Origin of the sequence: Caulobacter radicis, from assembly GCF_003094615.1 — a bacterium.
GTDB lineage: Bacteria > Pseudomonadota > Alphaproteobacteria > Caulobacterales > Caulobacteraceae > Caulobacter > Caulobacter radicis.
On the sequence record NZ_QDKO01000032.1, the window covers coordinates 167252 to 188543 of the forward strand.

Annotated in this window: 24 protein-coding genes and 1 tRNA gene; 10 read left to right on the forward strand and 15 right to left on the reverse strand. The window is 69.0% G+C overall.

Annotated features, from left to right (window positions below):
* Nucleotides 1-11: 11 nt before the first annotated feature.
* Together DDF62_RS18435 and DDF62_RS18440 are read right to left on the reverse strand one after the other, a co-directional pair.
* A complete protein-coding gene (locus DDF62_RS18435) occupies nt 12-542 on the reverse strand; it encodes a nucleoside 2-deoxyribosyltransferase domain-containing protein (RefSeq protein WP_116490450.1) in 531 nt (176 codons plus the stop codon).
* A gap of 72 nt (nt 543-614) precedes the next feature.
* A tRNA-Ser gene (locus DDF62_RS18440) sits at nt 615-704 on the reverse strand.
* Nucleotides 705-861: 157 nt separating this feature from the next.
* Between DDF62_RS18440 and msrA the strand changes: the two genes are divergently transcribed.
* Together msrA and DDF62_RS18450 are read left to right on the forward strand one after the other, a co-directional pair.
* A complete protein-coding gene (gene msrA, locus DDF62_RS18445; protein WP_116490451.1) occupies nt 862-1512 on the forward strand; it encodes a peptide-methionine (S)-S-oxide reductase MsrA in 651 nt (216 codons plus the stop codon).
* Nucleotides 1512-1859 carry an MmcQ/YjbR family DNA-binding protein gene (locus DDF62_RS18450; RefSeq protein WP_116490452.1) on the forward strand — a complete coding sequence of 116 codons (348 nt, stop codon included), beginning with the start codon at nt 1512-1514 and terminating at the stop codon, nt 1857-1859. The genes msrA and DDF62_RS18450 overlap by 1 nt, the downstream gene beginning before the upstream one ends.
* Nucleotides 1860-1972: 113 nt before the next feature.
* Here DDF62_RS18450 and DDF62_RS18455 read toward each other — a convergent pair whose 3' ends face one another.
* The 6 genes from DDF62_RS18455 to DDF62_RS18480 form a co-directional block, all read right to left on the reverse strand.
* The gene (locus DDF62_RS18455) at nt 1973-2722 is read right to left on the reverse strand and encodes a DUF599 domain-containing protein (protein WP_116490453.1); all 750 of its coding nucleotides are present in this window, start codon (nt 2720-2722) and stop codon (nt 1973-1975) included.
* Between the two features lie 59 nt (nt 2723-2781).
* On the reverse strand, nt 2782-4224 hold the full coding sequence (locus DDF62_RS18460; RefSeq protein WP_116490454.1) for an MFS transporter: 1443 nt from the start codon (nt 4222-4224) through the stop codon (nt 2782-2784).
* 74 nt (nt 4225-4298) lie between these two features.
* A complete protein-coding gene (locus DDF62_RS18465) occupies nt 4299-4454 on the reverse strand; it encodes a DUF3309 family protein (RefSeq protein ID WP_058347217.1) in 156 nt (51 codons plus the stop codon).
* 100 nt (nt 4455-4554) lie between these two features.
* Nucleotides 4555-4947 (reverse strand): DUF983 domain-containing protein, encoded by a 393-nt coding sequence (locus tag DDF62_RS18470; protein WP_109100849.1) that lies wholly within the window; start codon nt 4945-4947, stop codon nt 4555-4557.
* Between the two features lie 324 nt (nt 4948-5271).
* Nucleotides 5272-5406 carry an entericidin A/B family lipoprotein gene (locus tag DDF62_RS18475; RefSeq protein ID WP_101712307.1) on the reverse strand — a complete coding sequence of 45 codons (135 nt, stop codon included), beginning with the start codon at nt 5404-5406 and terminating at the stop codon, nt 5272-5274.
* A gap of 102 nt (nt 5407-5508) precedes the next feature.
* Nucleotides 5509-6081 (reverse strand): beta/gamma crystallin-related protein, encoded by a 573-nt coding sequence (locus DDF62_RS18480; protein WP_116490455.1) that lies wholly within the window; start codon nt 6079-6081, stop codon nt 5509-5511.
* 162 nt (nt 6082-6243) lie between these two features.
* On the opposite strand from DDF62_RS18480, the gene DDF62_RS18485 reads away from it, so the two are divergent.
* From DDF62_RS18485 to DDF62_RS18495, 3 genes are all read left to right on the forward strand, one after another.
* Nucleotides 6244-6786, forward strand: a complete 543-nt coding sequence (locus tag DDF62_RS18485; RefSeq protein ID WP_116490456.1) for a hypothetical protein — start codon at nt 6244-6246, stop codon at nt 6784-6786.
* Nucleotides 6787-6871: 85 nt separating this feature from the next.
* The gene (locus tag DDF62_RS18490) at nt 6872-7327 is read left to right on the forward strand and encodes a hypothetical protein (protein WP_116490457.1); all 456 of its coding nucleotides are present in this window, start codon (nt 6872-6874) and stop codon (nt 7325-7327) included.
* Between the two features lie 123 nt (nt 7328-7450).
* Nucleotides 7451-7831, forward strand: coding sequence for a DUF4282 domain-containing protein (locus tag DDF62_RS18495; RefSeq protein ID WP_116490458.1), 381 nt, complete (start codon nt 7451-7453; stop codon nt 7829-7831).
* On the opposite strand, the gene DDF62_RS18500 is transcribed toward DDF62_RS18495, so the two are convergent.
* The 4 genes from DDF62_RS18500 to DDF62_RS18515 all read right to left on the reverse strand — a co-directional run bounded on the left by DDF62_RS18500 (nt 7828) and on the right by DDF62_RS18515 (nt 11915).
* Entirely contained in the window at nt 7828-8886 is a 1059-nt protein-coding gene (locus tag DDF62_RS18500; protein WP_116490459.1) for an endo-1,4-beta-xylanase, read from the reverse strand. The two genes, DDF62_RS18495 and DDF62_RS18500, sit on opposite strands and share 4 nt — an antisense overlap.
* 195 nt (nt 8887-9081) lie before the next feature.
* Nucleotides 9082-9501 (reverse strand): flagellar export protein FliJ, encoded by a 420-nt coding sequence (locus tag DDF62_RS18505; protein ID WP_116490460.1) that lies wholly within the window; start codon nt 9499-9501, stop codon nt 9082-9084.
* 24 nt (nt 9502-9525) lie between these two features.
* Entirely contained in the window at nt 9526-10860 is a 1335-nt protein-coding gene (gene fliI / locus DDF62_RS18510; RefSeq protein WP_116490461.1) for a flagellar protein export ATPase FliI, read from the reverse strand.
* A 59-nt stretch (nt 10861-10919) separates the two neighbouring features.
* Nucleotides 10920-11915, reverse strand: a complete 996-nt coding sequence (locus DDF62_RS18515; protein ID WP_244286866.1) for an alpha/beta hydrolase family protein — start codon at nt 11913-11915, stop codon at nt 10920-10922.
* Nucleotides 11916-12031: 116 nt separating this feature from the next.
* Between DDF62_RS18515 and DDF62_RS18520 the strand changes: the two genes are divergently transcribed.
* From DDF62_RS18520 to DDF62_RS18530, 3 genes are all read left to right on the forward strand, one after another.
* Nucleotides 12032-12805, forward strand: a complete 774-nt coding sequence (locus DDF62_RS18520; RefSeq protein WP_116490463.1) for a LytTR family DNA-binding domain-containing protein — start codon at nt 12032-12034, stop codon at nt 12803-12805.
* 406 nt (nt 12806-13211) lie between these two features.
* Nucleotides 13212-13907, forward strand: coding sequence for a response regulator transcription factor CtrA (gene ctrA, locus DDF62_RS18525; protein ID WP_058347205.1), 696 nt, complete (start codon nt 13212-13214; stop codon nt 13905-13907).
* Between the two features lie 252 nt (nt 13908-14159).
* Nucleotides 14160-15566, forward strand: coding sequence for a M23 family metallopeptidase (locus DDF62_RS18530; protein WP_116490464.1), 1407 nt, complete (start codon nt 14160-14162; stop codon nt 15564-15566).
* Here DDF62_RS18530 and DDF62_RS18535 read toward each other — a convergent pair.
* Nucleotides 15563-17677 (reverse strand): phosphocholine-specific phospholipase C, encoded by a 2115-nt coding sequence (locus DDF62_RS18535; protein ID WP_116490465.1) that lies wholly within the window; start codon nt 17675-17677, stop codon nt 15563-15565. The genes DDF62_RS18530 and DDF62_RS18535 overlap by 4 nt on opposite strands.
* A gap of 251 nt (nt 17678-17928) precedes the next feature.
* On the opposite strand from DDF62_RS18535, the gene DDF62_RS18540 reads away from it, so the two are divergent.
* Complete coding sequence (locus DDF62_RS18540; RefSeq protein WP_244286875.1) at nt 17929-18810, forward strand: DMT family transporter; 882 nt, start codon at nt 17929-17931, stop codon at nt 18808-18810.
* A 219-nt stretch (nt 18811-19029) separates the two neighbouring features.
* Here the strand turns inward: DDF62_RS18540 and DDF62_RS18545 are convergent, their stop codons facing one another.
* Both DDF62_RS18545 and DDF62_RS18550 read right to left on the reverse strand, forming a co-directional pair.
* Nucleotides 19030-20133 carry a Zn-dependent alcohol dehydrogenase gene (locus DDF62_RS18545; protein WP_116490467.1) on the reverse strand — a complete coding sequence of 368 codons (1104 nt, stop codon included), beginning with the start codon at nt 20131-20133 and terminating at the stop codon, nt 19030-19032.
* Nucleotides 20134-20228: 95 nt separating this feature from the next.
* Nucleotides 20229-20699, reverse strand: coding sequence for a chemotaxis protein CheW (locus tag DDF62_RS18550; RefSeq protein WP_116490468.1), 471 nt, complete (start codon nt 20697-20699; stop codon nt 20229-20231).
* A 177-nt stretch (nt 20700-20876) separates the two neighbouring features.
* Between DDF62_RS18550 and DDF62_RS18555 the strand changes: the two genes are divergently transcribed.
* Complete coding sequence (locus DDF62_RS18555) at nt 20877-21269, forward strand: hypothetical protein (RefSeq protein ID WP_116490469.1); 393 nt, start codon at nt 20877-20879, stop codon at nt 21267-21269.
* Nucleotides 21270-21292 lie beyond the last annotated feature (23 nt).

Consider the following 21292-nt stretch of genomic DNA (forward strand, 5'->3'; position numbering starts at 1 on the left):
CAGGGGGAGGGCTATTTCCCAACCCGCGCCTTCACCTCGGCGATCAGGGCGTCCAGGCTCTCCACCTGCTTGACCCCATACTTCTGCGCGGTGATGTCGACATTGCCCTTGCGCCAGAAGCCCTCGGGACACAGCACCACCAGCTTTCCGGTACGGGCGTGCAGGCCCATCTCCAGCAGGCTGATCGGGGCCTGCGAGCCGGGCGTCAGGTAGAGGACGATCACGTCGGCGCTTTCCAGCGCGGCCAGCTCCCATTCCACCTGGCGACGGAATTCGGGCTCGTCGGCGACCGGCTTCCAGGCCGGGTTCCAGTCCGGACGGCGCGGGTTGAGGATCACCACGTCCTGGTCGGCCAGGGCGGCGATCATCTGGGCCTGCCAGTCGACGGCCTTGCCCATGTCGATGCTGCCGCCCAGGAACACGCGCGGCTTGTCGTGCGCGGCGGGCAGCGGCTCGGGCGAGGTCACCACGGTGGGGGCGGCCAGGGCGGCGGTCGTCATGGCGAGACTCAGGGCGGCGGTGAGGACGGCGGCGCGGATCATGGCGCGGTTCTACGCCGGGCGCACGCGGGCGGCCACGAAACTCGGCGGAACGCTGATTTCAGGAGGGAGTAGTGGCGGTGAGAGAGGGATTCGAACCCTCGATAGAGTTTCCCCTATACACGCGTTCCAGGCGTGCGCCTTCAACCACTCGGCCACCTCACCAGCGCACTCGGGTCGGGGGCGGTTGAGACCCCCGGCGCGGGAAGGGGCGCAATATACTCAGGCAGCGACTCGTAGCAAGCGCCGTTACGGGATGAAAACGACGCTGCGACGACTTATATCGGCGGGCAAGGAACTCCCGCCTCCGAAAGGCCCCGCCATGCTGTTCAAGAAGTCCCTCGAGATGCCGACCGTCGACACCGCCCTGCCCGGGCGCGAGGCGGCTATCCCGACCGCGCAGACCCACTTCGTCAACGGCGCCCAGCTGAAGGGCCCCTATGCCGACGGCCTGGAGACGGCCGTGTTCGCCATGGGCTGCTTCTGGGGCGTCGAGCGCGTGTTCTGGAAGGTCCCGGGCGTGCTGGTCACCGCCGCCGGCTACGCCGCGGGCATCACGCCCAACCCGACCTATGAGGAAGTCTGCTCGGGCCGCACCGGCCACACCGAGGTCGTGCTGGTGGTGTTCGACCCCAAGGTCGTCACCTACGAGGCCCTGCTGAAGGTGTTCTGGGAGAATCACGACCCGACCCAGGGCATGCGCCAGGGCAACGACATCGGCACCCAGTATCGTTCGGGCATCTACGCCACCAACGACGCCCAGGCCGCCGCCGCCGCCGCCTCGAAGGAGGCCTATCAGGTCGCTCTGTCCGACAAGGGCCTGGGCGACATCACCACCGAGATCTCGGTCGCCGGTCCGTTCTACTTCGCCGAGGACTATCACCAGCAGTACCTGGCCAAGAACCCGGGCGGCTATTGCGGCATCGGCGGCACCGGCGTGACCTGCCCGATCGGCGTGGGCGTCGAGGCCTGATGAGCCCCGAGGCCTTCCACGCCGCCGCCATGGCGCTGCCCGGCGCCACCATGACCGTCCAGTGGGGCGACGACCAGGTCTATAAGGTCGGCGACAAGATGTTCGCCGTCATGGGACCGGGCGCCGCCCAGGGCGGGGTGTCGTTCAAGGCCTCGGACGTCGCCTTCGAGGTGCTGACGGAAACGGGGCGGGCGATTCCCGCCCCGTACCTGGCTCGCGCCAAATGGGTGAAGCTCGACGACCTGGCGTCCTTCGACGACGCCGAGGTCGCCGACTGGCTGAAGACGGCCCACGCGCTGGTCGCGGCCAAGCTGACGAAGAAGGCGCGGGCGCAGCTGGGGCTTTAAGGCCGTGCGTCCTTCGAGGCCCGCTGCGCGGGCGCCGAAGGATGAGGAATTCAGAGCAATGCGGTCCTTATCCTGAGGTGCGACCCGAAGGGGAGCCTCGAAGTACGCAAGGACTAAATCCGATCCTCCGGCGGCTCCTGCGCACCGTTCCGCATGTGCGGGCCGTGCACCACCGGCTGGCGCTCGAGGATCTGGCGGACCTTGCGTACGGCCACCGAGGCGCGGCTGCGGCGCTGGCGCCAGACCAGCAGGACCAGCGCCCCGATGCTGGCCGTCAGGAAGGCGATGGGGCCCAGCAGCCAGGCCGCCGCCGCCAGGGCGAAGTAGTAGCCGCGCACCCCGGCGTTGAAGGCCGACAGGGCCGGGTTGAGGATGCCGCCGGCGGCCTCGGCGTATTCGGCCAGCACGGCCGGCGGGGCCCACATCGGCGTCGCGCCGATGGCGGCCAGGCAGTAGTTCATCTGGCGCAACGCCCAGATGAAGTCGAGCAGCCCCCGGGCCAGTGTCAGCAGCACCAGGCCCAGCTTGATCTGGAACATCACCGGCGTCGTCTCGGCCAGCACCTTGAGGCCCTCGACGCTCTTGAGCGCCGCGTCGCCGCCAAACAGCACGCCGGCCGCCGCGGCGATCAGGATCAGGTTCGACGAGGCGAAGAAGCTGGCCGAGTTGATGGCGTGGCCCAGAAGCTGGCCGTCCAGCAGGGCGACCTCGCGCACCGCCATCTCGGTCATCCACCGGCGACGGATCACCGTCATGTCGGTGTTGATCAGGTTCTTGCCCTGGCCCAGGCGCCGCAGCAGCGGCTCGTAGAACAGCCAGGCGAAGACGAAGAGGCTGATGGCCAGGATGTCGAGAATCGGCATGAAGGGCGCTGCGCAGGAACAAGAGTCGACGACAGGGGATATCCGGCGGGGCGCGCCGGTCAATCCTCGGCGATCAGGCTGTGTCTGGCGGTGTCACGCAGCAGGACCGAGACGACCAGGCCCACCGTCATGATCGCGGCGACATAGAGGTAGAAGCCGCTCTCGATCCCGCCGTGCTTGAAGGCCAGGCCGACCATCTCGGCGGTGCCGCCGAACAGCACGTTGGCGACCGCGTAGGGCAGGGCCACGCCCAGGGCGCGCACGTGGGCCGGGAACAGCTCGGCCTTCACCACGGCGCTGATCGAGGTGTAGCCCGACTGGAAGGTCATGCCGACGATGATCAGGGCCAGGGCCACGCCGATGGAGTCGGTGGCGGCGATGCCGCTCATGATCGGCCAGATGGTCAGCGCCCCGCCGGCATAGGCGGTGATCAGCAGCGGCTTGCGGCCCACCTTGTCCGACAGCCAGCCGGCGAGCGGCTGCATCAGCATGAAGACGATCATGCTGATCGCGCTGATCTCGGAGGCGGCGGCCTTGTCGAACCCGGCCGTGTTGACCAGGAACTTCTGCATGTAGGTGGTGTAGACATAGAAGGTCAGCGAGCCGCCGGCGGTCAGGCCCATGATCATCAGGGTCTCGCGCGGGTGACGGCGCAGCAGCGGCGAGATGAGCGTGGCGAAGAAGGCCACCAGGAAGGCGCCGGCCAGCACCTGGGGCAGGAGGCCGGGCCGCGCCAGCACCCAGCCGCCGGCCGCCAAGGTCAGCACGAAGAACAGGCTGGCGAGGTTGCGCTGCGACTTGCCGATGCCCTCGGCCGGCTTGTCGGCGGCCTTGAACGAGGCGCTCTCGTCCAGGCCCCGGCGGATCCAGAACACCACCACGGCCAGCAGGGCGCCGATGACGAACGGAATGCGCCAGCCCCAGGCGGCCAGGTCGTCCTTGTGCAGCAGGCGTTGCAGGATGATCAGCACGGCGAGCGCGATCAGCTGGCCGGCGATCAGGGTCACGTAGTGGAAGCTGGACCAGAAGCCGCGGCGGCTCTTGCCGGCCATCTCGCTCATGTAGGTGGCGCTGGCGCCGTACTCGCCGCCCACCGACAGGCCTTGCAGCACGCGGGCGATCAGCAGCACGGCGGGGGCGAACAGGCCGATGGTCTTGTAGTCGGGGGTCAGGGCGATGATCAGGGCGCCGGCGCACATCAGCGACACCGAGACGCTCAGCGCCGCGCGGCGTCCCGAACGGTCGGCGTAGTGGCCCATCAGCCAGGCGCCCACCGGGCGGGCCACGAACCCCAGGAAGAACACCGCCGCGGCCTGCAGCAGCTGCACGGTCTGGTCGCCCTTGGGGAAGAAGTGCGGGGCGAAATAGAGGGTGAAGGCGGCGTAGGCGAACCAGTCGTACCATTCGACCAGGTTGCCGGCCGAGCCGCCGAGGATCGCCCGGGCCCGTTGCGCCGGGGTCAGGGTCACGGCGGCGGGCGGCGGCGCGGCGGCGTCGGTCATGCGGGCTCCCCTGGTCGGCCATGGGCCGTTGGAAGAACCTTATGCGCGTTCGCCGCCGCGCTCCAAGAGGGGCGTCAGATCCTGCCGATGAGGACCAGGATGATGATGATCACCAGGACGAGGCCGAGACCGCCGCTGGGGAAGTAGCCCCACGAGCGGCTGTGGCCCCAGGTGGGCAGGGCGCCGATCAGCGCCAGGATCAGGATGATGATGAGGATCGTGCCGAGCATTCGGGTCTCCCATATGTGCCGGCGAACCGCGTTCGGCGCGCCTGGACTTCGGGGAGGGAATGCGGCCTGTGCGGCGACGGTTCCGCCGTCGCTTGTCCGGTCAGCCGCCCGGAGCGTCCTCGGCCTTGCGCAGGCCGTTGGCCCACAGGGCCCCGATCACCGCGCCCTTGACGCGCGGCAGCAGCATCAGGGTCAGGGCCGCCAGCGGCAGGATGGTCAGCGGCGCGACCAGCCACGGCGAGGCCTGCCAGATGAACGGGAACAGCAGCAGCGGGGCCACGAACAGGTGGCCGACGATCAGGATCGTGAAGTAGGCGGGACCGTCGTCGGCGGGGTAGGCGGCCAGGTGATGGCCGCAGGCCTCGCAGTCGAACTCGACCTTCAGGTAGCGCGAATACAGCTTGCCCTCGCCGCAGTTGGGGCAGCGATGGCGGACGCCTCTCTTCATGCCGGTCAGGACGCTGGGTACGGGTCGGTCGGTCATGGCGTCCATATGGCTCCGGCGACGCCCGGCGCAAATGGCGCTTTCGGTCGCATGTGCGCTTTGGAAGCGGATATTCAGCCCGCAATTGGGCGATGACTGAAAGAATTCATCCTCTGCGATCATCGCGCGCGAATGAATTTGCCGGCAAGGTTAATGCCGGGCGGCTTCCGGTTAAGCTTTCGATACAGAACGGCGTCATGCGACTTACTTGCCGCGATGAGGGCGTTTCTGGCGCAGCATTGCGGCCAGTATTGGGCGACCAGTATGCGCCGGCCAGCATGGGGGAGGCGGCGCGCCCGTTCCCGACGGAGGCGCGCCGTTCCGGGTCGCGTCCTACTTGGCGTCGCGGGCGGTGTCGGCGACCGCGCGGCCGGCGGCCGAGACGTCGCGGCCCACGCCTTCGATGGTGTTGCAGGCTGAGACCAGCAGGGCGGCCGCGGCGGCGGCGAGGACGATGATCTTGCGCATGGGCGTTCCCCGAATGAAAAGGCGCGCGGAGCTTAGCCGCCCCGCGCGCCGCTTCAAGGTCGAGTTCTCGACCAAATTAGGGCGGGCAATATTGAGGGCCGATCAGCGGATCCGGCGGATCGAGCTGACGCGGTCGTTCATGTCGCGCGGGAACAGGCCCATGTCGGCCGACACCCGCCAGCAGCGGCCGCGGTAGTAGATGTCGTCGCACAGCTCCCATTCGCCCCGACGGATCTGGATCGACGAGGCCTTGTCGTTGAAGCCGATCTGCGTGAAGTCGGGCATGTCGCCGCGCACCTCGTAGGCGCGGCCGCCATAGCCGGCGTGCTCGAAGATCACCGCGTCGGCGCCGCGGCCGCCGCCCCAGCCGGGGCCGCCCGAACCGCCCGGACCGCCGGGGCGTCCGCCGCCCCGGATGCAGACCAGGCGGCCGTCCTGGTTCTCCATCTCGCGGCAATCGGCGCTGGCGCTCGACCACTGCCAGCGGCCGCGACGGTCGCGACATTCGGCGGTGATCTCGCCGCGGCGGACATTGATGTTGCGGCAGCTCTGCTCGTAGGAGCCGCGGGGGCGTTCCTCATAGCGGTCGCCGCGGCCGGGGCCTTGGGCGAGGGCGGGGGCCGCCGTGGCGGCGAGGGCGCTCGTCGCGGCGATCAAGGCAATGGCGGTGCGCATGGCGAAGGTCTCCCGAAAGGCCGGCGTCGAGGCCGGTTGATGCGGCCAAGCTAGTATCGCGCGGCGTGAACATGACCTGAATGAAAACCTTGTAACGAAAGGCCGGTCCGCTTCGCCGAACGGCGCCTTGAGAAGGCCGCGCTTGATCGCCATTGTCTGGCCATGCGCATCGCCGTCCTCGCCCTTCCTCTCCTGGCCGCCCTTGCTGTCGCGGGCGGCGCGCTTGCCCAGCAGTCGCGGCCGGAGCCGACCCCCGTCTCGCCGGTCACGGTGATGCCGCCGACCCAGCCGCCGAAGGTGACCGCCACCTGGCCCGCGGCCGGACAGGCCGTTGCCCCGGGAATCCTGGTGCTGAAGGTCAGTTTCGACCAGAAGATGCTGCCTGGCGCCTGGAACTACGCGGCCGGGGCCGGCGGCGAAAAGCCCGAATGCGTCCGCGCGCCGCGCCTGCTGAACGACGGCAAGACCTTCGTCCTGCTGTGCAGCACCAAGCCGGGCAAGAGCTACGCGGTCGCCTTCAACGGCGTGCGCGAAGGCGGCTTCGCCAACGAGGCCGAGAACCCGGCCCTGACCGCCGAGCTGGCTTTCTCGACCAGCAAGGATCCGTCGATCTACACGCTGAAGTCGGCCATGAAGGCCGCCAGCCTGAAGGACGACGAAGGCCCGGTGCAGGAAGCGCCCAAGCTTGTCGCCACGACGCCGTGAGGCGCGCGATCACGCGCTGTTTCGGAACCGTTACAAACCGGGCTGCGTTGGGTGATCGGGCAGGGGCCCTCCGACGGAGCGCATTATGAAGACCAAGTTTGCTTACCTCGCCGCCGCCGCGACCCTTTCGATGGCCGGCGCCGCTTACGCTCAAGACGCCACCCAGCCGCCGGCCGATCCGGCCGCCGCGCAACCGCCGGCCACCAGCACGCAACCGCCGGCCGACACCACCTCGACCACTCCGCCGGCTGACAGCAGCGCCGCGGCCGCCAGTTCGGCGGGCACGCCGTCGTCCGCCAACGTCTCGGCCGACGTCGCCGTCGGCGCCGAGATCAAGGACCCGGCCGGCGCCGTGGTCGGCACCGTCAGCGGGACCTCGACCGGCGCCGATGGCTCGGCCAACGTCGTGGTCAGCAGCGGCGACAAGAAGTTCGCCCTGCCCAAGGCCAGCCTCAGCACGGGCGCCGACGGCAGCGTGAGCACCACGGCCACCAAGGCCCAGATCGACGCGGCCCTGGCCGGCGCGGCGGCTCCCAAGTAACAGCGTCCCTTCTTCCGAACACGCACGAGGCCCGCCCGGCATTGCCGAGCGGGCCTCACGCTGCTAGCGATGCAGCGTAAACTTCGGCGGTCTCCGCCAGTCCGCTGACATGAGGTGTGTCGGATGGCTCCGGCCAGGAAATCCAAGGCGCGTGGTTCCGGCGCGTTGTTCTGGGATCTGTTGACCTTCGACCGACTGGTGACCGGGCCGGTCATCCACCTGATCTACTGGGCGGGCCTGGGCGTCGTGGCGCTGTTCGCCTTTTCCGTCGTCGGCGCGGCCGTTGGCCTGGCGCTGAAGGAACGCGGCGTCGCCTCGCTGCTGCTGGCCTTCCCCGTGCTGATCGCCGGCCTGCTGGTCGCCGCGGGCATGGTGCTGCTGTGGCGCGCCTTCTGCGAGTTCTACGTCGCCGTCTTCCGCATCAGCGAAGACCTGCGCGCCCTGCGCCAGGCCAACGACGCCGATCACGCGGTGGCCACCAGCGTCCGCGGCCCGGGGGCCTAGCCCCGCCTGAACGCCTCGACCAGCGCCGCCGCGCCCGCCTTGGGCCGGCCGGCGTCGTCGAACGGCGCGGGAGCGTCCGACGCGTTCTCCTTCTTCAGCCACGAATCCTTGTCGCGCAGGCCCCACAGGGTGAAGGCGAAACGCTGACGTTGCGGCAGGGCCATGAAGGCCTCGGCCGCCTCGCCGTAGGTGCGGGCCTGGCGGCGCTCCAGTTCGGCGCGGCCCAGCAGCTTGTTGTCCGAGCGCACCAGCGACACGTCGAGTTCCGACAGGTGGATCGGCAGGCCAAGGCTCGCCAGGTCCTTCATCATGGTGGCGATCTCGCCCGGGCGGATGTCGGCGGCGACGTGCATCTGGGTCCCGATCCCCGTCAGCGGCGCGCCGGAGGCCAGGAGGCGCTCGGCCAGCTTCAGGAAGGTCGCCCGCTTCCGGGGCATGTATTCGAGATTGTAGTCGTTGAGCAGCAGGGTCGCGCCGGGATCGGCCTCGCGCGCCGTGCGGAAGGCCAGGGCGATGTGCTCGAAGTCGCCCAGGCGCCTGGACCATAGGCTCGTGCGCCAGCCGTCGCCGTCTTCCGCGACCGCCTCGTTAACCACGTCCCAGCCGACCACCTTGCCGCGATAGCGCCCGGCCACGGCCAGGATGTAGTTGCGATAGGCCTGCTCGAAGCTGACCCGGTTCTCGTCCAGTCGCTCGAAGGCCTCGGGCGCCTGGGCGTACCAGACCAGCACGTGGCCCAGCAGGGCCATGCCATTGGCGGCGGCGAAGGCGGCGATCCTGTCGGGGGCGTCGAAGCGGAAAGAGCCGTCCGGCTGGACGATGTATTCCATCTTCATCTGCCACTCGGGCGTCAGCTGATTGACCTGCCGGCGCAGCAGGGCCGCCAGCACCGGATCGTCCAGATGCAGGGCCTGGACCGAGGATCCGATCCGGAACGGCGCGATCGTCTTCAGCGGGGCTAGGTTGGCTGGGACGGGCTGGCTTTGCGCCTTCTGGCCGCAGGCGGCCAGAGCCAGGCTGGAGCCGAGCACGGCGCGGCGTGAGACGTCGGACATGAAACCCTCGCGGCGATCTGTCGCGAGGAAAGCACGGGGAGGTTGGGGAAGGGTGAAGGGAACCTCCCCCTCTGGGGAAGGCGGCCGAAGGCCGGTGGGGGGAAGTTCTCAGCTTTCGAGGTGGTGGCCGATCTAGCAGCTACGCCCCCCACCGATCGCTGCGCGATCGCCTCCCCCACAGGGGGAGGTTCGTTGCTAGCGACCGCCCATCGCCGCGCGGCGCAGGCCAAGTTCGTCGAGCGCGGCCATTTCAAGTTTGCCGACCTTCTTGGCCAGGGCGACCTTGGCGGTCTCGGCGACGTGCTCGTATTTCTTCAGGTTCTCGAAGGCCATCGACAGGGCGTCGCGGGCGCCGATCTCCTCGATGCTGATCTGGTCGATTTCCAGCAGGGTCTCGGCGCGGCGCACTTCCAGGCCCTTGCGGTAGCCGATCATGTACCAGCCGGCCGAAACGTCGCCCTCGGCGTTGCGGATCTCGATCTCGGCTTCGGCCTCCATCGTGGCCAGCTTCATCTGCGCGGTTTCGCGGCGGTCGACCACCTCGGCGAGGCGCTTCTGCAGCGTCTCGACCTCGTGGTTCGAGATGCGGATCAGGGAGGCGGCCCACTTGGTCATGCTGGCTTACTCGGTACGGGCGCTTCAGGCGGCGCTTTGGAGAATCTGGCCGAGGAAGTTGAACGAATCGTCAAGACTCGTGGCTTCGTCGGGGTTCTGGCTGAGAAAGGCCTCGACCGCCGGATTGAGCTGGATGGCCCGGTCGACGGTGGGATCGGCGCCGGCGCGATAGGCGCCGATGCGGATCAGCTCTTCCATGTTGGAATAGGCCGACAGCACCTGGCGGGCGGATTTGACGATGTCGCGCTCGTGCGGCATCTGGCAGCCCGGCATGGTCCGGCTGATCGATTTGAGCACGTTGATGGCCGGGAAGCGGCCGCGCTCGGCGATCGAGCGCTCCATGACGATGTGGCCGTCCAGGATACCGCGCGCGGCGTCGGCGATCGGCTCGTTGTGGTCGTCGCCGTCGACGAGGACCGTGAACAGGGCGGTGATCGGGGCGGCGGTGGTGCCGTCGGCGCGGATGGGCCCGGGGCCGGCGCGCTCGAGCAGCTTGGGCAGCTCGGTGAAGACGGTGGGCGTATAGCCCTTGGTGGTCGGCGGCTCGCCGGCGGCCAGGCCGATCTCGCGCTGGGCCATGGCGAAGCGGGTCACCGAGTCCATCAGGCAGAGGACCTCCTGGTCCTGGTCGCGCAGGAACTCGGCGATGGCCAGGGTCATGTAGGCGGCCTGGCGACGGGTCAGGGCCGGCTCGTCCGAGGTGGCGACCACGACGATGGCGCGGCGCAGGCCTTCCTCGCCCAGGGTCTCCTCGATGAACTCGCGCACCTCGCGGCCGCGTTCGCCGATCAGGCCGACGACGACGGCGTCGCAGGTGGCTTCCTTGGCCAGCATCGACAGCAGCACCGACTTGCCGACGCCCGAACCGGCGAAGATGCCCAGGCGCTGGCCGCGGCAGGTGGTGGTGAAGACGTTCATCGACCGCACGCCCAGGTCCAGGCGCTCGCCAACCCGGCCGCGGGCGTGGGCCGGCGGCGGCGGGGTCTTCAACGGATAGGGAACCTCGCCCTGCGGCAGCGGGCCCAGGCCATCGATCGGCTCGCCGAAGGCGTTGATGATGCGGCCAAGCCACGCCTTGGTCGGACGCACGGTGGCGCCTTCGGGCATGATGCGAATCTCGGCGCCGGGGGCCACGCCCTCGACCGGGCCGAAGGGCATGAGCAGGGCGCGGGTCTCGCGGAAGCCGACGACCTCGGCCGGCAGCACCGGGGCGCCGATGCGCTCGATCTCGACCCGGGCCCCGACCGCCAGGCGCGTCAGGCCGCCGCGAGCCTCGATCAGGAGGCCGTTGACGGCCGCCACGCGTCCGAAGACGGTCAGCGGGTCAAGACGTTCGACGGCGGCGATGAGACTGCGCAAGACGGCTCCTGGAAGCGACCCGCGCAGACTCGGCCATCATGGTTAATCGGGCATGAAATTCAGCGTTCGCCGACGCCCAGATGGGTGGCGAAGAATGTCGCAACCTGCCTGTTGAAATCGGCGTGGAAAGCGGCCCGGTCGAAGCCCGGAGCGCTTGCGCACAAGGGGCCAGGCAGTTGCCTTGCCGCCTGCGGACCGCACGGCGCCAGGAAGTCGAAATGTCGCGCCCCTGGCACGACCCTGTAGTCGTGGGCGCGGGGCAGGGCGCGGTGAACCGCTTCGGCATAGTCGGGATCCGGCAGGATCTCGTCGTCGCCGGCCTTCCACAGTTGCAGCGGCTGGGTGACGCCCTTCAGGCCCTCGCGGCCGAACGAGAAGCCCAGCGCCGGCGCGGCCGAGACCACGGCCTTGATCCGCGCATCGTGGGTCCAGGTCGGGGCCAGGACGCCGGCCGGCAGCGGCTTGCCGGCGCTGAGGCGGCAGTCGTAGTTCCCCGGATGCTTCAGGCAGTGGGCGGGGAAGGTCGCGGCCAGGTTCGGCTCGCCGCCGGCCGCCGCCAGCACCGTGAAGCCGCCCGACGAAAAGCCGAAGGCGCCGACCTTGGCCGGATCGATCCGCGCGTGCATCGGCGAGGCGTTCAGCATGTAGCCGATCAGCACGGAAAGCTGGCGAGGCCGATCGGTCATCTCCAGCGCCCGGCTCTGGTCGCGGTAGTTGTCGCCGGTGTGGGTCAGGGCCGCGACCACGAAGCCCCTCCTCACCAGGGCGGCGGCGGTGTCGTAGTGGCCGCCGAACCAGCCGCCGTTGCCGTGCGACATGACCACCAGCGGCAGATGATCGCCGGACACCGGCGCGCCGGTCGCTACGGGCAGGCTTTCCATGCCGCCGGCCGGGCCGGTCTCGGGCGTGTCGGTGGGGTACCAGACCCCGACCTCGATCGGCGCGCCGCTGGGATCGGGCGTGGACAGGCGCATGAAGCCGACATGGGGGTCAGCGTGAGCGACGCCCGCGAAGGCGAGGGTGGCGAGCAGGGCGAGAAGGCGAGGGGAACGCATGGAGGGCTCCGGTTGGCGAGGCCCCCTCGATGCGGCCCCGGCCCTTGCGCCGCCACGCCCCATGCGCGAACGGGCGAATGGGTTCGCCAAGCGGCGAACGGCGCTATAGATCGGCCATGACCGCCAGAACGCCCGTCCTGGGAACCGCCCGCGAATGGGCGATCGACCTTTCCGTCGCCACGGCGGTGGGGGTGTTCCTGGGCGTGGTCGGGCCGTTCGGCAGCTACTTCAACGGTCCCGTCCTCGTGCGCGCGTTCTATTGGACGGGCTGCTTCTGGGCCGGGGTGGTGATCTTCGGCCTGCTGATCCGCCTGGCGATCGCCGCCGCCGAGCGGCTGAAGGTTCCGGCCTGGGCCATGGTCGGGGCGGCCATCCTGGTTGGCTGCGGCCTGCAGACGGCGATCGTGGCGCCGCTGGCCTCGACCCTGTGGCCGTTCCTCAAGCGCTTGTCGCCGCTGGACTGGTACGGGCAATGCCTGGCGATCTCGGCGCCGATCGCCGCGGGCTTCACCTGGCTGCGCGCGCGGCTGCAGGCGGCGCGGGTGGTCCCGGTGATCCCTGGGGCGCCGGCCGAGCCGGCCCTGGCGCCCTCCAGCGTCCTCTATCTGAAGATGGAGGATCACTATGTCCGGGTCCGCACCGAAAGCGGCTCGCGCCTGGAGGCCGGGCCGCTGGCGCGGGTGATGGCGGGACTGTCGGGCCTGGACGGTTTGCAGGTCCACCGCTCGTGGTGGGTGGCGCGGCGGGCCGTCGTCGGGGTCGAGCGCGACGGCCGCAACCTGCGTCTGCGGTTGCTCGATGGCGAGGCCGCGCCCATCTCGCGGGCCTCGGTGGCGCGCCTGCGGGCGGCCGGCTGGCTGACCGATGGGGAATCGGCCGCGACCGGGTGACGCGGGAAAGCGCCTGTCCAGCTTTCGACCGCACGCGGCCCGCACGCGGAAGGCGAAAAAATGGGTGGGAAATTCTCGCGACAGAACGCCGCAATCTCGCCCTAAAGACGAACGGAGCCTTGAGGCTTCTTAACGCGGTAACGGCGTCCGATCCCCTGTTAACCCTTGGGTTTGCTGGCTTTTCACCATGCCAAGGCGCAGCTTGAAAACCGCCTGCGGCCAATGTGCGCAACGGTTTTCTGGGCGCTTGCACCCGATTCGCAAATCATATTAACCATTTCGCCAGACGACGCGTTCACCATTAACCAGTCTTAAATTAACTGTCCGCCAGACTGGTGGACGGGTTTCACCGGCGGTTGTCCGCCTAGCTGTCGAATAAGCGCCGCCTCAGGGCGGGGAGGGTTTCATGCGGGTACTGTTGATCGAGGATGACAGCGCCACCGCGCAGACGATCGAGCTGATGCTGAAGTCGGAAGGCTTCAACGTCTACACGACCGACCTGGGCGAAGAAGGCGTCGACCTGGGCAAGATCTATGACTACGACCTGATCCTGCTCGACCTGAACCTTCCCGACATGAGCGGCATCGACGTGCTGCGCACCCTGCGCGTGGCCAAGGTCAACACGCCGATCATGATCCTGTCGGGCACGGCCGAAATCGACACGAAGGTGAAGACCTTCGCCGGCGGCGCCGACGACTACATGACCAAGCCCTTCCACAAGGACGAGATGATCGCCCGCATCCATGCGGTGGTCCGTCGTTCGAAGGGTCACGCCCAGTCGGTCATCAAGACCGGCGACATCATCGTCAACCTGGACGCCAAGACGGTGGAAGTGAACGGCAACCGCGTTCACCTGACCGGCAAGGAATACCAGATGCTGGAGCTGCTCTCCCTGCGCAAGGGCACGACCCTGACCAAGGAGATGTTCCTCAACCACCTGTACGGCGGCATGGACGAGCCGGAACTGAAGATCATCGACGTCTTCATCTGCAAGCTGCGCAAGAAGCTGGCGGCCTCGGCCCAGGGCAAGCACCACATCGAAACCGTCTGGGGCCGCGGCTACGTGCTGCGCGACCCGAACGAGCAGGTCAGCGCCGCCTGATTTTTCGCCAGCGCGAAACCCGAAATTCGACAGAAGACGCCCGCTGCTCGCAGCGGGCGTTTTTCTTTGTCTGCTCGCGTTTTCCGAGCCAGGACAACGGGTTAACCATATCCGTGACAAAACGTCCAAAGCACCGGATAGTCCTTGATCGGCGGCCCCTGCGCCGTCATGTTCCGGCCCGACGATTGCTGGGGGGCTTCCCGGCCGTGCTGTTTCTGTACGAAAACGGCATCGCTACCGAACGGGGGACCGATGCAGGAATTTGATCCGCGACGCCCGACGTGGCGTCTCGCGCCGCGGCTCTTCACCGCCGTCGCCGGCCTGGCCGCCCTGGCCCTGGGCTGGAAGCTGACGGCGGGCGACGCCCCGTCGACCGTCGTGGCCGCCCATGCGCCGCTGGACGCGGCCGCCATGGTGGCCCTGCAGCACGTCGCCTTCGCCCAGGCCGAGGCCCAGCCTGGCTTCGATCGTCCCGAAACCGTTTCCGTCAAGGTTCGCCCCGGCGAGACCCTGCAGGGCGCCGTGCAGCGTTCGGGCGTCGGCGCCGACGAGGCCAGCCAGGTGGTCAGCACGCTGCAAAGCGCCATGGACACGGTCAACATCAAGGCCGGCATGGCCTTCGAGGCCGCCATCGCGCGCCGCCGCGACAACGACCGCGGCCCGGCCCGGCTGGTCGGCCTGTCGATGCGCACCAGCCCGTCCTCGACCGTGACCGTGTCGCGCACCTTCGACGGCGCGCTGAAGCTGCGCGAGATCGAAGAACAGGTCCGCGACGAGACCAAGGTCTCGTGCGGGGCCATGAACGGGTCGTTCTACGAGAGCGTGGCGGCCGTCGGCGGCAGCCCGGCCGTGATCAGCCAGGCGGCGAAGCTGTTCTCGCACAAGATCGACTTCTCGCGCGACATCAAGGACGGCGACCAGTTCTGCCTGGTGTTCGACCGCAAGGTCACCGAGAGCGGCCGCACCATCGAGGCCGGCGACCTGGAGTACGCCGAGGTCAAGGGCCAGCGCTTCTACGCCTTCGAGCGCGACGGCAAGACCCAGTTCTTCGACGAGAGCGGCAAGAACATCAAAGGCTTCCTGCTGCGCACCCCGGTCGACGGGGCTCGCATCACCTCGACCTTCGGCATGCGCCGCCACCCGATCCTGGGCTATGCGCGCGGCCACAAGGGCGTCGACTTCGGCGCCGGCACCGGCACGCCGATCCTCGCCGCCGGCGACGGCGTGGTGCTGGAGGCCAAGCGCTGGGCCGGCTACGGCAACTGGCTGCGCATCCGCCACGCCGGCAACTGGGACACCGGCTACGCCCACATCTCGCGCTACGCCAAAGGCATTCGCCCGGGCATGCGCGTCTCGCAGGGCCAGGTCGTGGCCTATGTCGGCTCGACCGGCATGTCGACCGGCCCGCACCTGCACTATGAAGTCTGGCTGAACGGCCAGCGCGTCAACCCGATCGGCGCCAAGGTGCCGCAGGGCACCGTGCTGTCGGGCGGCGAGCTGGCGGCCTTCAAGGCCAAGAAGGCCCGCGTCGACACCCTGCTGGCCCAGGCCGGCCGCGAAGACGCCAACTACGCCCAGGCCTCCAACGGGACCAGCCAGGACACCCCGCGCCTGGCCCTCGCCGAGCTGAAGTCGCCCAACACCAGCCGGCTGCGCTAGCGAGACAGCCTAGCCAGTTCGCCCATCAACGGATCGCTGTGCGAGTGGCGGCCCGATTCCGCGCGTCCGGCAGCGCGGCGGCGCCAGGACGGGACCTCTTCGCAGCGGGCCGACAGGTCGTACCAGTCGACGCCCGTCTGCCATTCGCGGCCCTGCGTCTCGCCCGCCGCCAGCGTCACCGTCCAAGGCTTGGGCCGCAGGAAGCCGGCCGGCTCGACGATCACCGTGCGCGCCTGCGAACTGGTGTTGTAGAGGGTCATCGCCACCGTCTTGCCGTTGAGGTTGGGGACGATCAGCCATTCCAGCCCGTCGGATGGCTCGCCCGCATAGTGTCGGTGGAAGCTGTTGGGGCCCAGCAGCCACAGGTCGTAGGCGCCGGCCGGCCAGGCGTCCTCAAGACGCCCCCCAGCGCCCAGGGTGTAGCGGCGCGGCGCCTGGTCCAGGCGCAGGCGGTCATAGACGTGCAGCACGGCCCCGGCTGCGCCGGGATTGTTCAGGGTCAGGCTCGCCGCCTCGTCGCCGATCCTGGCGTACACCTCCAGCCGGTAGGGCAGCGCGCGCGACTTGCGCATGCCCGTTTCCTGGAAGGGCGCCCGAACCGTCGTCGGCGTCGGCGGGGTCGTCGTCTGCTTCTTGCGGGCGGCGAAGCGCGCCGCCCTGGCCAGGGTCTGCATGTCCTGCATCGCGGCGGGCGGGTCGGCGTTCGGCGTCGCGAAGTTGAAGCACGAGGTCAGGTCGCCGCACACCGACCGCCGCCAGGGCGAGATGTTGGGCTCGGCCACGCCGAAGCGGGCTTCCAGGAAGCGGATCACCGAGGTGTGGTCGAAGACCTCGCTGTTGACCCAGCCGCCGCGGCTCCAGGGCGAGATGACGTACATCGGCACGCGCGGGCCCAGGCCGTAGGGGCGGCCCATCAGGTCGTCGCGCTCGGCCTTGGCCTCGGTCGGATTGCGCACGAGGTGATACTCGCCGGTCGTATCCACGGTCGAGCCGCCCAGGTCCTTGCCGGCGGCGTCGCGCGAGGGGGGGGCCGGCGGCGGCGCGTGGTCGAAGAAGCCGTCGTTCTCGTCGAACATCACCAGCAGCGCCGTTTTCGCCCAGACCTTGCTGTTCAAGGTCAGGGCGTCGAGCACCCGGGCCAGATAGAAGGCGCCCTGGGCGGGGCTGGACGGGCCCGGATGCTCGGAGTCGGCGGCCGGGGCGATGATCCATGAGACTTGCGGCAGGCGTCCGGACAGCACGTCCTGGCGCAGCCCGTCGAGATGCCAGGTCGACAGGGCCAGGTCCTTGAGCCGCTGGTCCGAGCCGGGGGCGCCGGCATGGGCGGCGCGATAGGCCGCGAAACCCGCCAGCGGGTTGTCGGTGAAGTTGTCGGCCATGTCCTGGTAGATGCGCCAGCTGACGCCGGCCTCCAGCAGCCGTTCGGGATAGGTGGTCCAGCGGTAGGACTCGGCCGCGCCGCCCTTGTCCGGAAAATCGTCGTGCGAGTTCGAGATCGACGGGCCGCCGGCCTGGCCCGCGCCGTCGTTGGTTCCGCTCCACAGGAACAGGCGGTTGGTGTTGGTGCCGGTCTGGGTCGAGCAGTGATAGGCGTCGCAAAGGGTGAATTCGTGGGCCAGGGCGTATTGGAAGGGGATGTCGGCCTTGGTGTAGTAGCCCATGGAGTGGGGCCGCTTGGCGACCGGCCAGCGGTCCATGCGCCCTTCGTCCCAGGCGTCCTGGGCGTCGGCCCAGCCATGCGGCGTGCCCTCGACGCGGATCAGGTCGCCCAGCGGGCCGCTGTTCAGCGCGAAGGGCGCGATGACGTCCGGGCCGCCTTGCTGGCCATAGGCCTGGAGGAACGCCGTGCCGTCCTTGCGGCCGGCTGCGTCGCGCACCGGGACGGGGAAGCGGTCGCCAAAGCCGCGCACCCCGGCCATGGCCCCGAAATAGTGGTCGAAGCTGCGGTTCTCCTGCATCAGGATCACCACGTGCTCCACGTCCGCGATCGTGCCCGTGCGGTCGTCGGCGTCGATCGCGGCGGCGCGGGCCAGGGTCGAGGCGAGGAAGGCGGGCAGGGCGCCGGCGGCGGCTCCGCCCAGCAGCAGGCCGCGGCGATCGATGTCGGACAAGGCGAATCTCCCCCTTCTGGGACACTGCCGGTAGCATGGCGGGCCTGGCGATCTCGTGACAGCGCGCACAAGGGCGGCCCTGCGGTTGAAGCCCGGCGGCCAGAAGCCTAGAAGCGGGGCGCAGACATGATCGCCGTCCCGCTTGCCGTGGGGCGGCGATGCTTTTTTCGACAAGGCCCGCCCCCGTGACCTCGCCTAGCGTGACCTCGCCCCGCGTCGACCTCTACCGTGACCGCCGTTTCGTCATCGGCATGGCGGTGCTGTGCTGTCTGCTGTGGGGCAGCGCCTTTCCCGCGGTGAAGGCCGGCTACGCCATGCTGCACGTGGCCAAGACCGACACGGCCGCCCAGATGCTGTTCGCCGGCTGGCGGTTCCTGGCGGCCGGCGCGATCCTGCTGGTGCTGGCGGCCCTGACCGGCAAGTCGCTGGTCCCGCCGCGCGACCAGGCGCCCAAGGTCGTGGCCCTGGGGATCGTCCAGACCACGGTGCAGTACGTCTTCTTCTATATCGGCCTGGCCCACGCCACCGGCGTGAAGTCGTCGATCATGAACTCGACCGGCGCTTTCTTCGGGGTGATCCTGGCCCACTTCCTCTACGCCAACGACCGCCTGACCCCGCGCAAGGCGCTGGGCTGCCTGCTCGGCTTCCTGGGCGTTCTGGCGGTGAACCTCGGCGGCAAGGGGCTGGATTTCGAGTTCAGCCTGCTGGGAGAGGGCTTCGTGGTCATCGCCGCCTTCGTGCTGGCCGCCGCCGGCATCTGGGGCAAGACCATCTCGCAGAAGATGGACGCCATGGTCATGACCGGCTGGCAGCTGGCCATCGGCGGCGCGGCCCTGCTGGGGATCGGCTTCGCCTTCGGCGGCCGGCTGGAGGGCTTCGACATTCGCTCGCTGGCCCTGTTGGCCTACATGGCCGGCCTGTCGGCGGCCGCCTTCGCCCTGTGGAGCCTGCTGCTCAAGCACAACCCGGTGGGCATGCTGGCGGTGTTCAACTTCCTGATCCCGGTGTTCGGGGTGCTGCTGTCGGCGCTGTTCCTGCACGAGCCGGTGCTGGCCTGGAAGAACGCCGCCGCCCTGGCGCTGGTCTGCGGTGGGATCTGGCTGGTGACGCGCAAGGGGCGGCGTAAGGCGTAAAACCCTCTCTCTTTGAGAGAGGGAGGGACCCGCCGCGAAGCGGTGGGAGGGTGAGAGGTTTCACCGTTGGCCGGGAAACCTCGAACCTCTGGCCCACACGTCTCGAACATGCGCCTCGGACTGCGAGCCCGATCACCGCGCTAATCGGAGAGGCTGTAACCTCTCACCCTCCCATGGCTCCGCCATGGGCCCCTCCCTCTCTCTCAGAGAGAGGGAATTTTAGTCGAACACGATCACCGAGCGCGCCAGCTCGCCGCGCTTGAGCTCCTCGAAGGCGTCGTTGACGTCCTCCAGCTTGATGCGGCGGGCGATCAGTTCGTCGAGCTTCAGCTTGCCGTTCATGTAGAAGTCGACGAAGCGCGGCATGTCCACCGGGAAGCGGTTGGAGCCCATGTAGCTGCCCTGGATCTTCTTCTCGCCGAGGAAGTCGGGGCCGTGCAGCTCGATCATCGTGCCGACCGGGATCATGCCGATGATGTTGGCCGTGCCGCCCCGGCGCAGCATCTTGAACGACTGCTCGGCGGTGGCTTTCAGGCCGATGGCCTCGAAGCTGTGGTGCACGCCGCCGCTGGTCAGTTCCTGCACCTGCTTGACCACGTCGCCGTCATTGGCGTCGATCACGTCCGTCGCGCCAAAGGTCCTGGCCAGGGCCAGCTTCGAGGGCTGGCGGTCGATGGCGATGATGCGGCCGGCGCCGGCGATGGCCGCGCCGTTGATCGTGGCCAGGCCCACCCCGCCGCAGCCGATGACGGCCACGGTCTCGCCGGGCTGGACCTTGGACGTATGGATCACCGCTCCGATGCCGGTGGTCACCGAGCAGCCGATCAGGGCGGCGCGGTCGAACGGCATGTCCTTGCGGATGGCCACGCAGGCATGCTCGTGCACCAGCATCAGCTCGGCGAAGGACGACAGGTTCAGGAACTGGGCCATAGGCCCGCGACCGCCGGCGGCGTTCAGGTCTTCCTTGAAGAGGCGCGGCTCCGAGCCCTTCGGGCGCTTGGTCTCCGAGCTGGTGCACAGGCTCATGTGGCCGGTGAGGCAGACCTCGCAGTGGCCGCAATAGACCGACAGGCAGGTGATGACGTGGTCGCCGACCTTGACCGTCCGCACCTCGTCGCCGACCGCCTCGACGATACCGGCGCTCTCGTGGCCCAGCACGGCGGGCAGCGGATGGGGGTAGGAGCCTTCGACGAAGTGCAGATCGGAGTGGCAGACGCCGGCGGCCTTGGTGCGGATCAGCACCTCGCGCGGGCCCGGCTTGCCGATGGCCACGTTCTCGATGACGAGGGGCTTGCCCACCTCGCGCAGCACCGCCGCCTTCATCCGCTCGTCTCCCGCTTTATGGTTGTGCGGCAGACCCTAGCCCCGGCGGAGGGGCGAGCGGAAGAGGCTATCGAAACATTTGTTTGAAGTCGCCCTTAGGCGGCGATGGCGATCGGGCGCTCGGGCAGGATGGCGTCGACCGTCAGCAGCACGACCATGGCCGCCTCGGTGGTGACCACGGCCGAGACCAGGGCCGAGGCCTCGTCGCCGACCGACGGCGGCGGGCTGATCTGGCTGGCTTCGACGATGAAGCTGTCGCACACGGCGTCGACCAGCAGGCCGGCCACGTCGCGGCCGTTCTCGACGACGATGATCACCTGGCGCGGACCGTCCTGGGCCGGACCCTTGCCGAGGCGGGCCGACAGGTCGATGACCGGCATCACCTGGCCGCGCAGGTTGATGACGCCGCGCACGTGCGGCGGGGCGTCGGGCAGCGGGGTGGGGGGCGTGACGCCGCGGATCTCGCGCACCGTGCCGACTGGCACGCAGTAGGTCTGGGCGCCGACCTCGAACGACAGAACCTGCAGGGCTTCGCCGGGGGTATAGGCCGTGTTGTTGCTCGACATCGCTTTCGTCCGCCTTCGTCGCGTCGATGGCCTTCTGGCCACGTTCGAGAAAAAGCATCGCCCAGAAAGGTGAACAAAAAAGGCGCCTTGGCGCGGCTTTCCACCTGACAGGCCCGTTCACACGGGGTTCAGGCGCGGACGCGCAGGCTTGAGGCAAGCTTTTCCAGGGAGGCCGCCATGGCTTTCAAACCGCTCAAGACCTTCGGGGGCGTCGCCGCCGGCCTCGCCGCCCTGACCATGATCGCCGCCAGCACCCAGGCCTCGGCCGACGACTGGCGCCGCCACCGCCACCGTGACCGCGGCAACGACGCCGCCGCCGCCGCCATCGTCGGCGGCATCGTGGGCCTGGCCATCGGCTCGTCGCTGAACAACGACCGTCGCGGCGACCGCTACTACGACCGTCGCTACTACGGCCGTCCGGCCTATGGCTACGACTACGGCTATCGAGCTCCGCCGCCGCGCTACTACGGCTACGACTACGGTCCGCGCCGTCACCGCAGCGACTGCTGGACCACGCGCGACTACGACCGCTACAGCGGCTCTGTCTACGAACGCACCGTCTGCCGCTAAGGCCTCGCAGCCCCGGCGCCGAA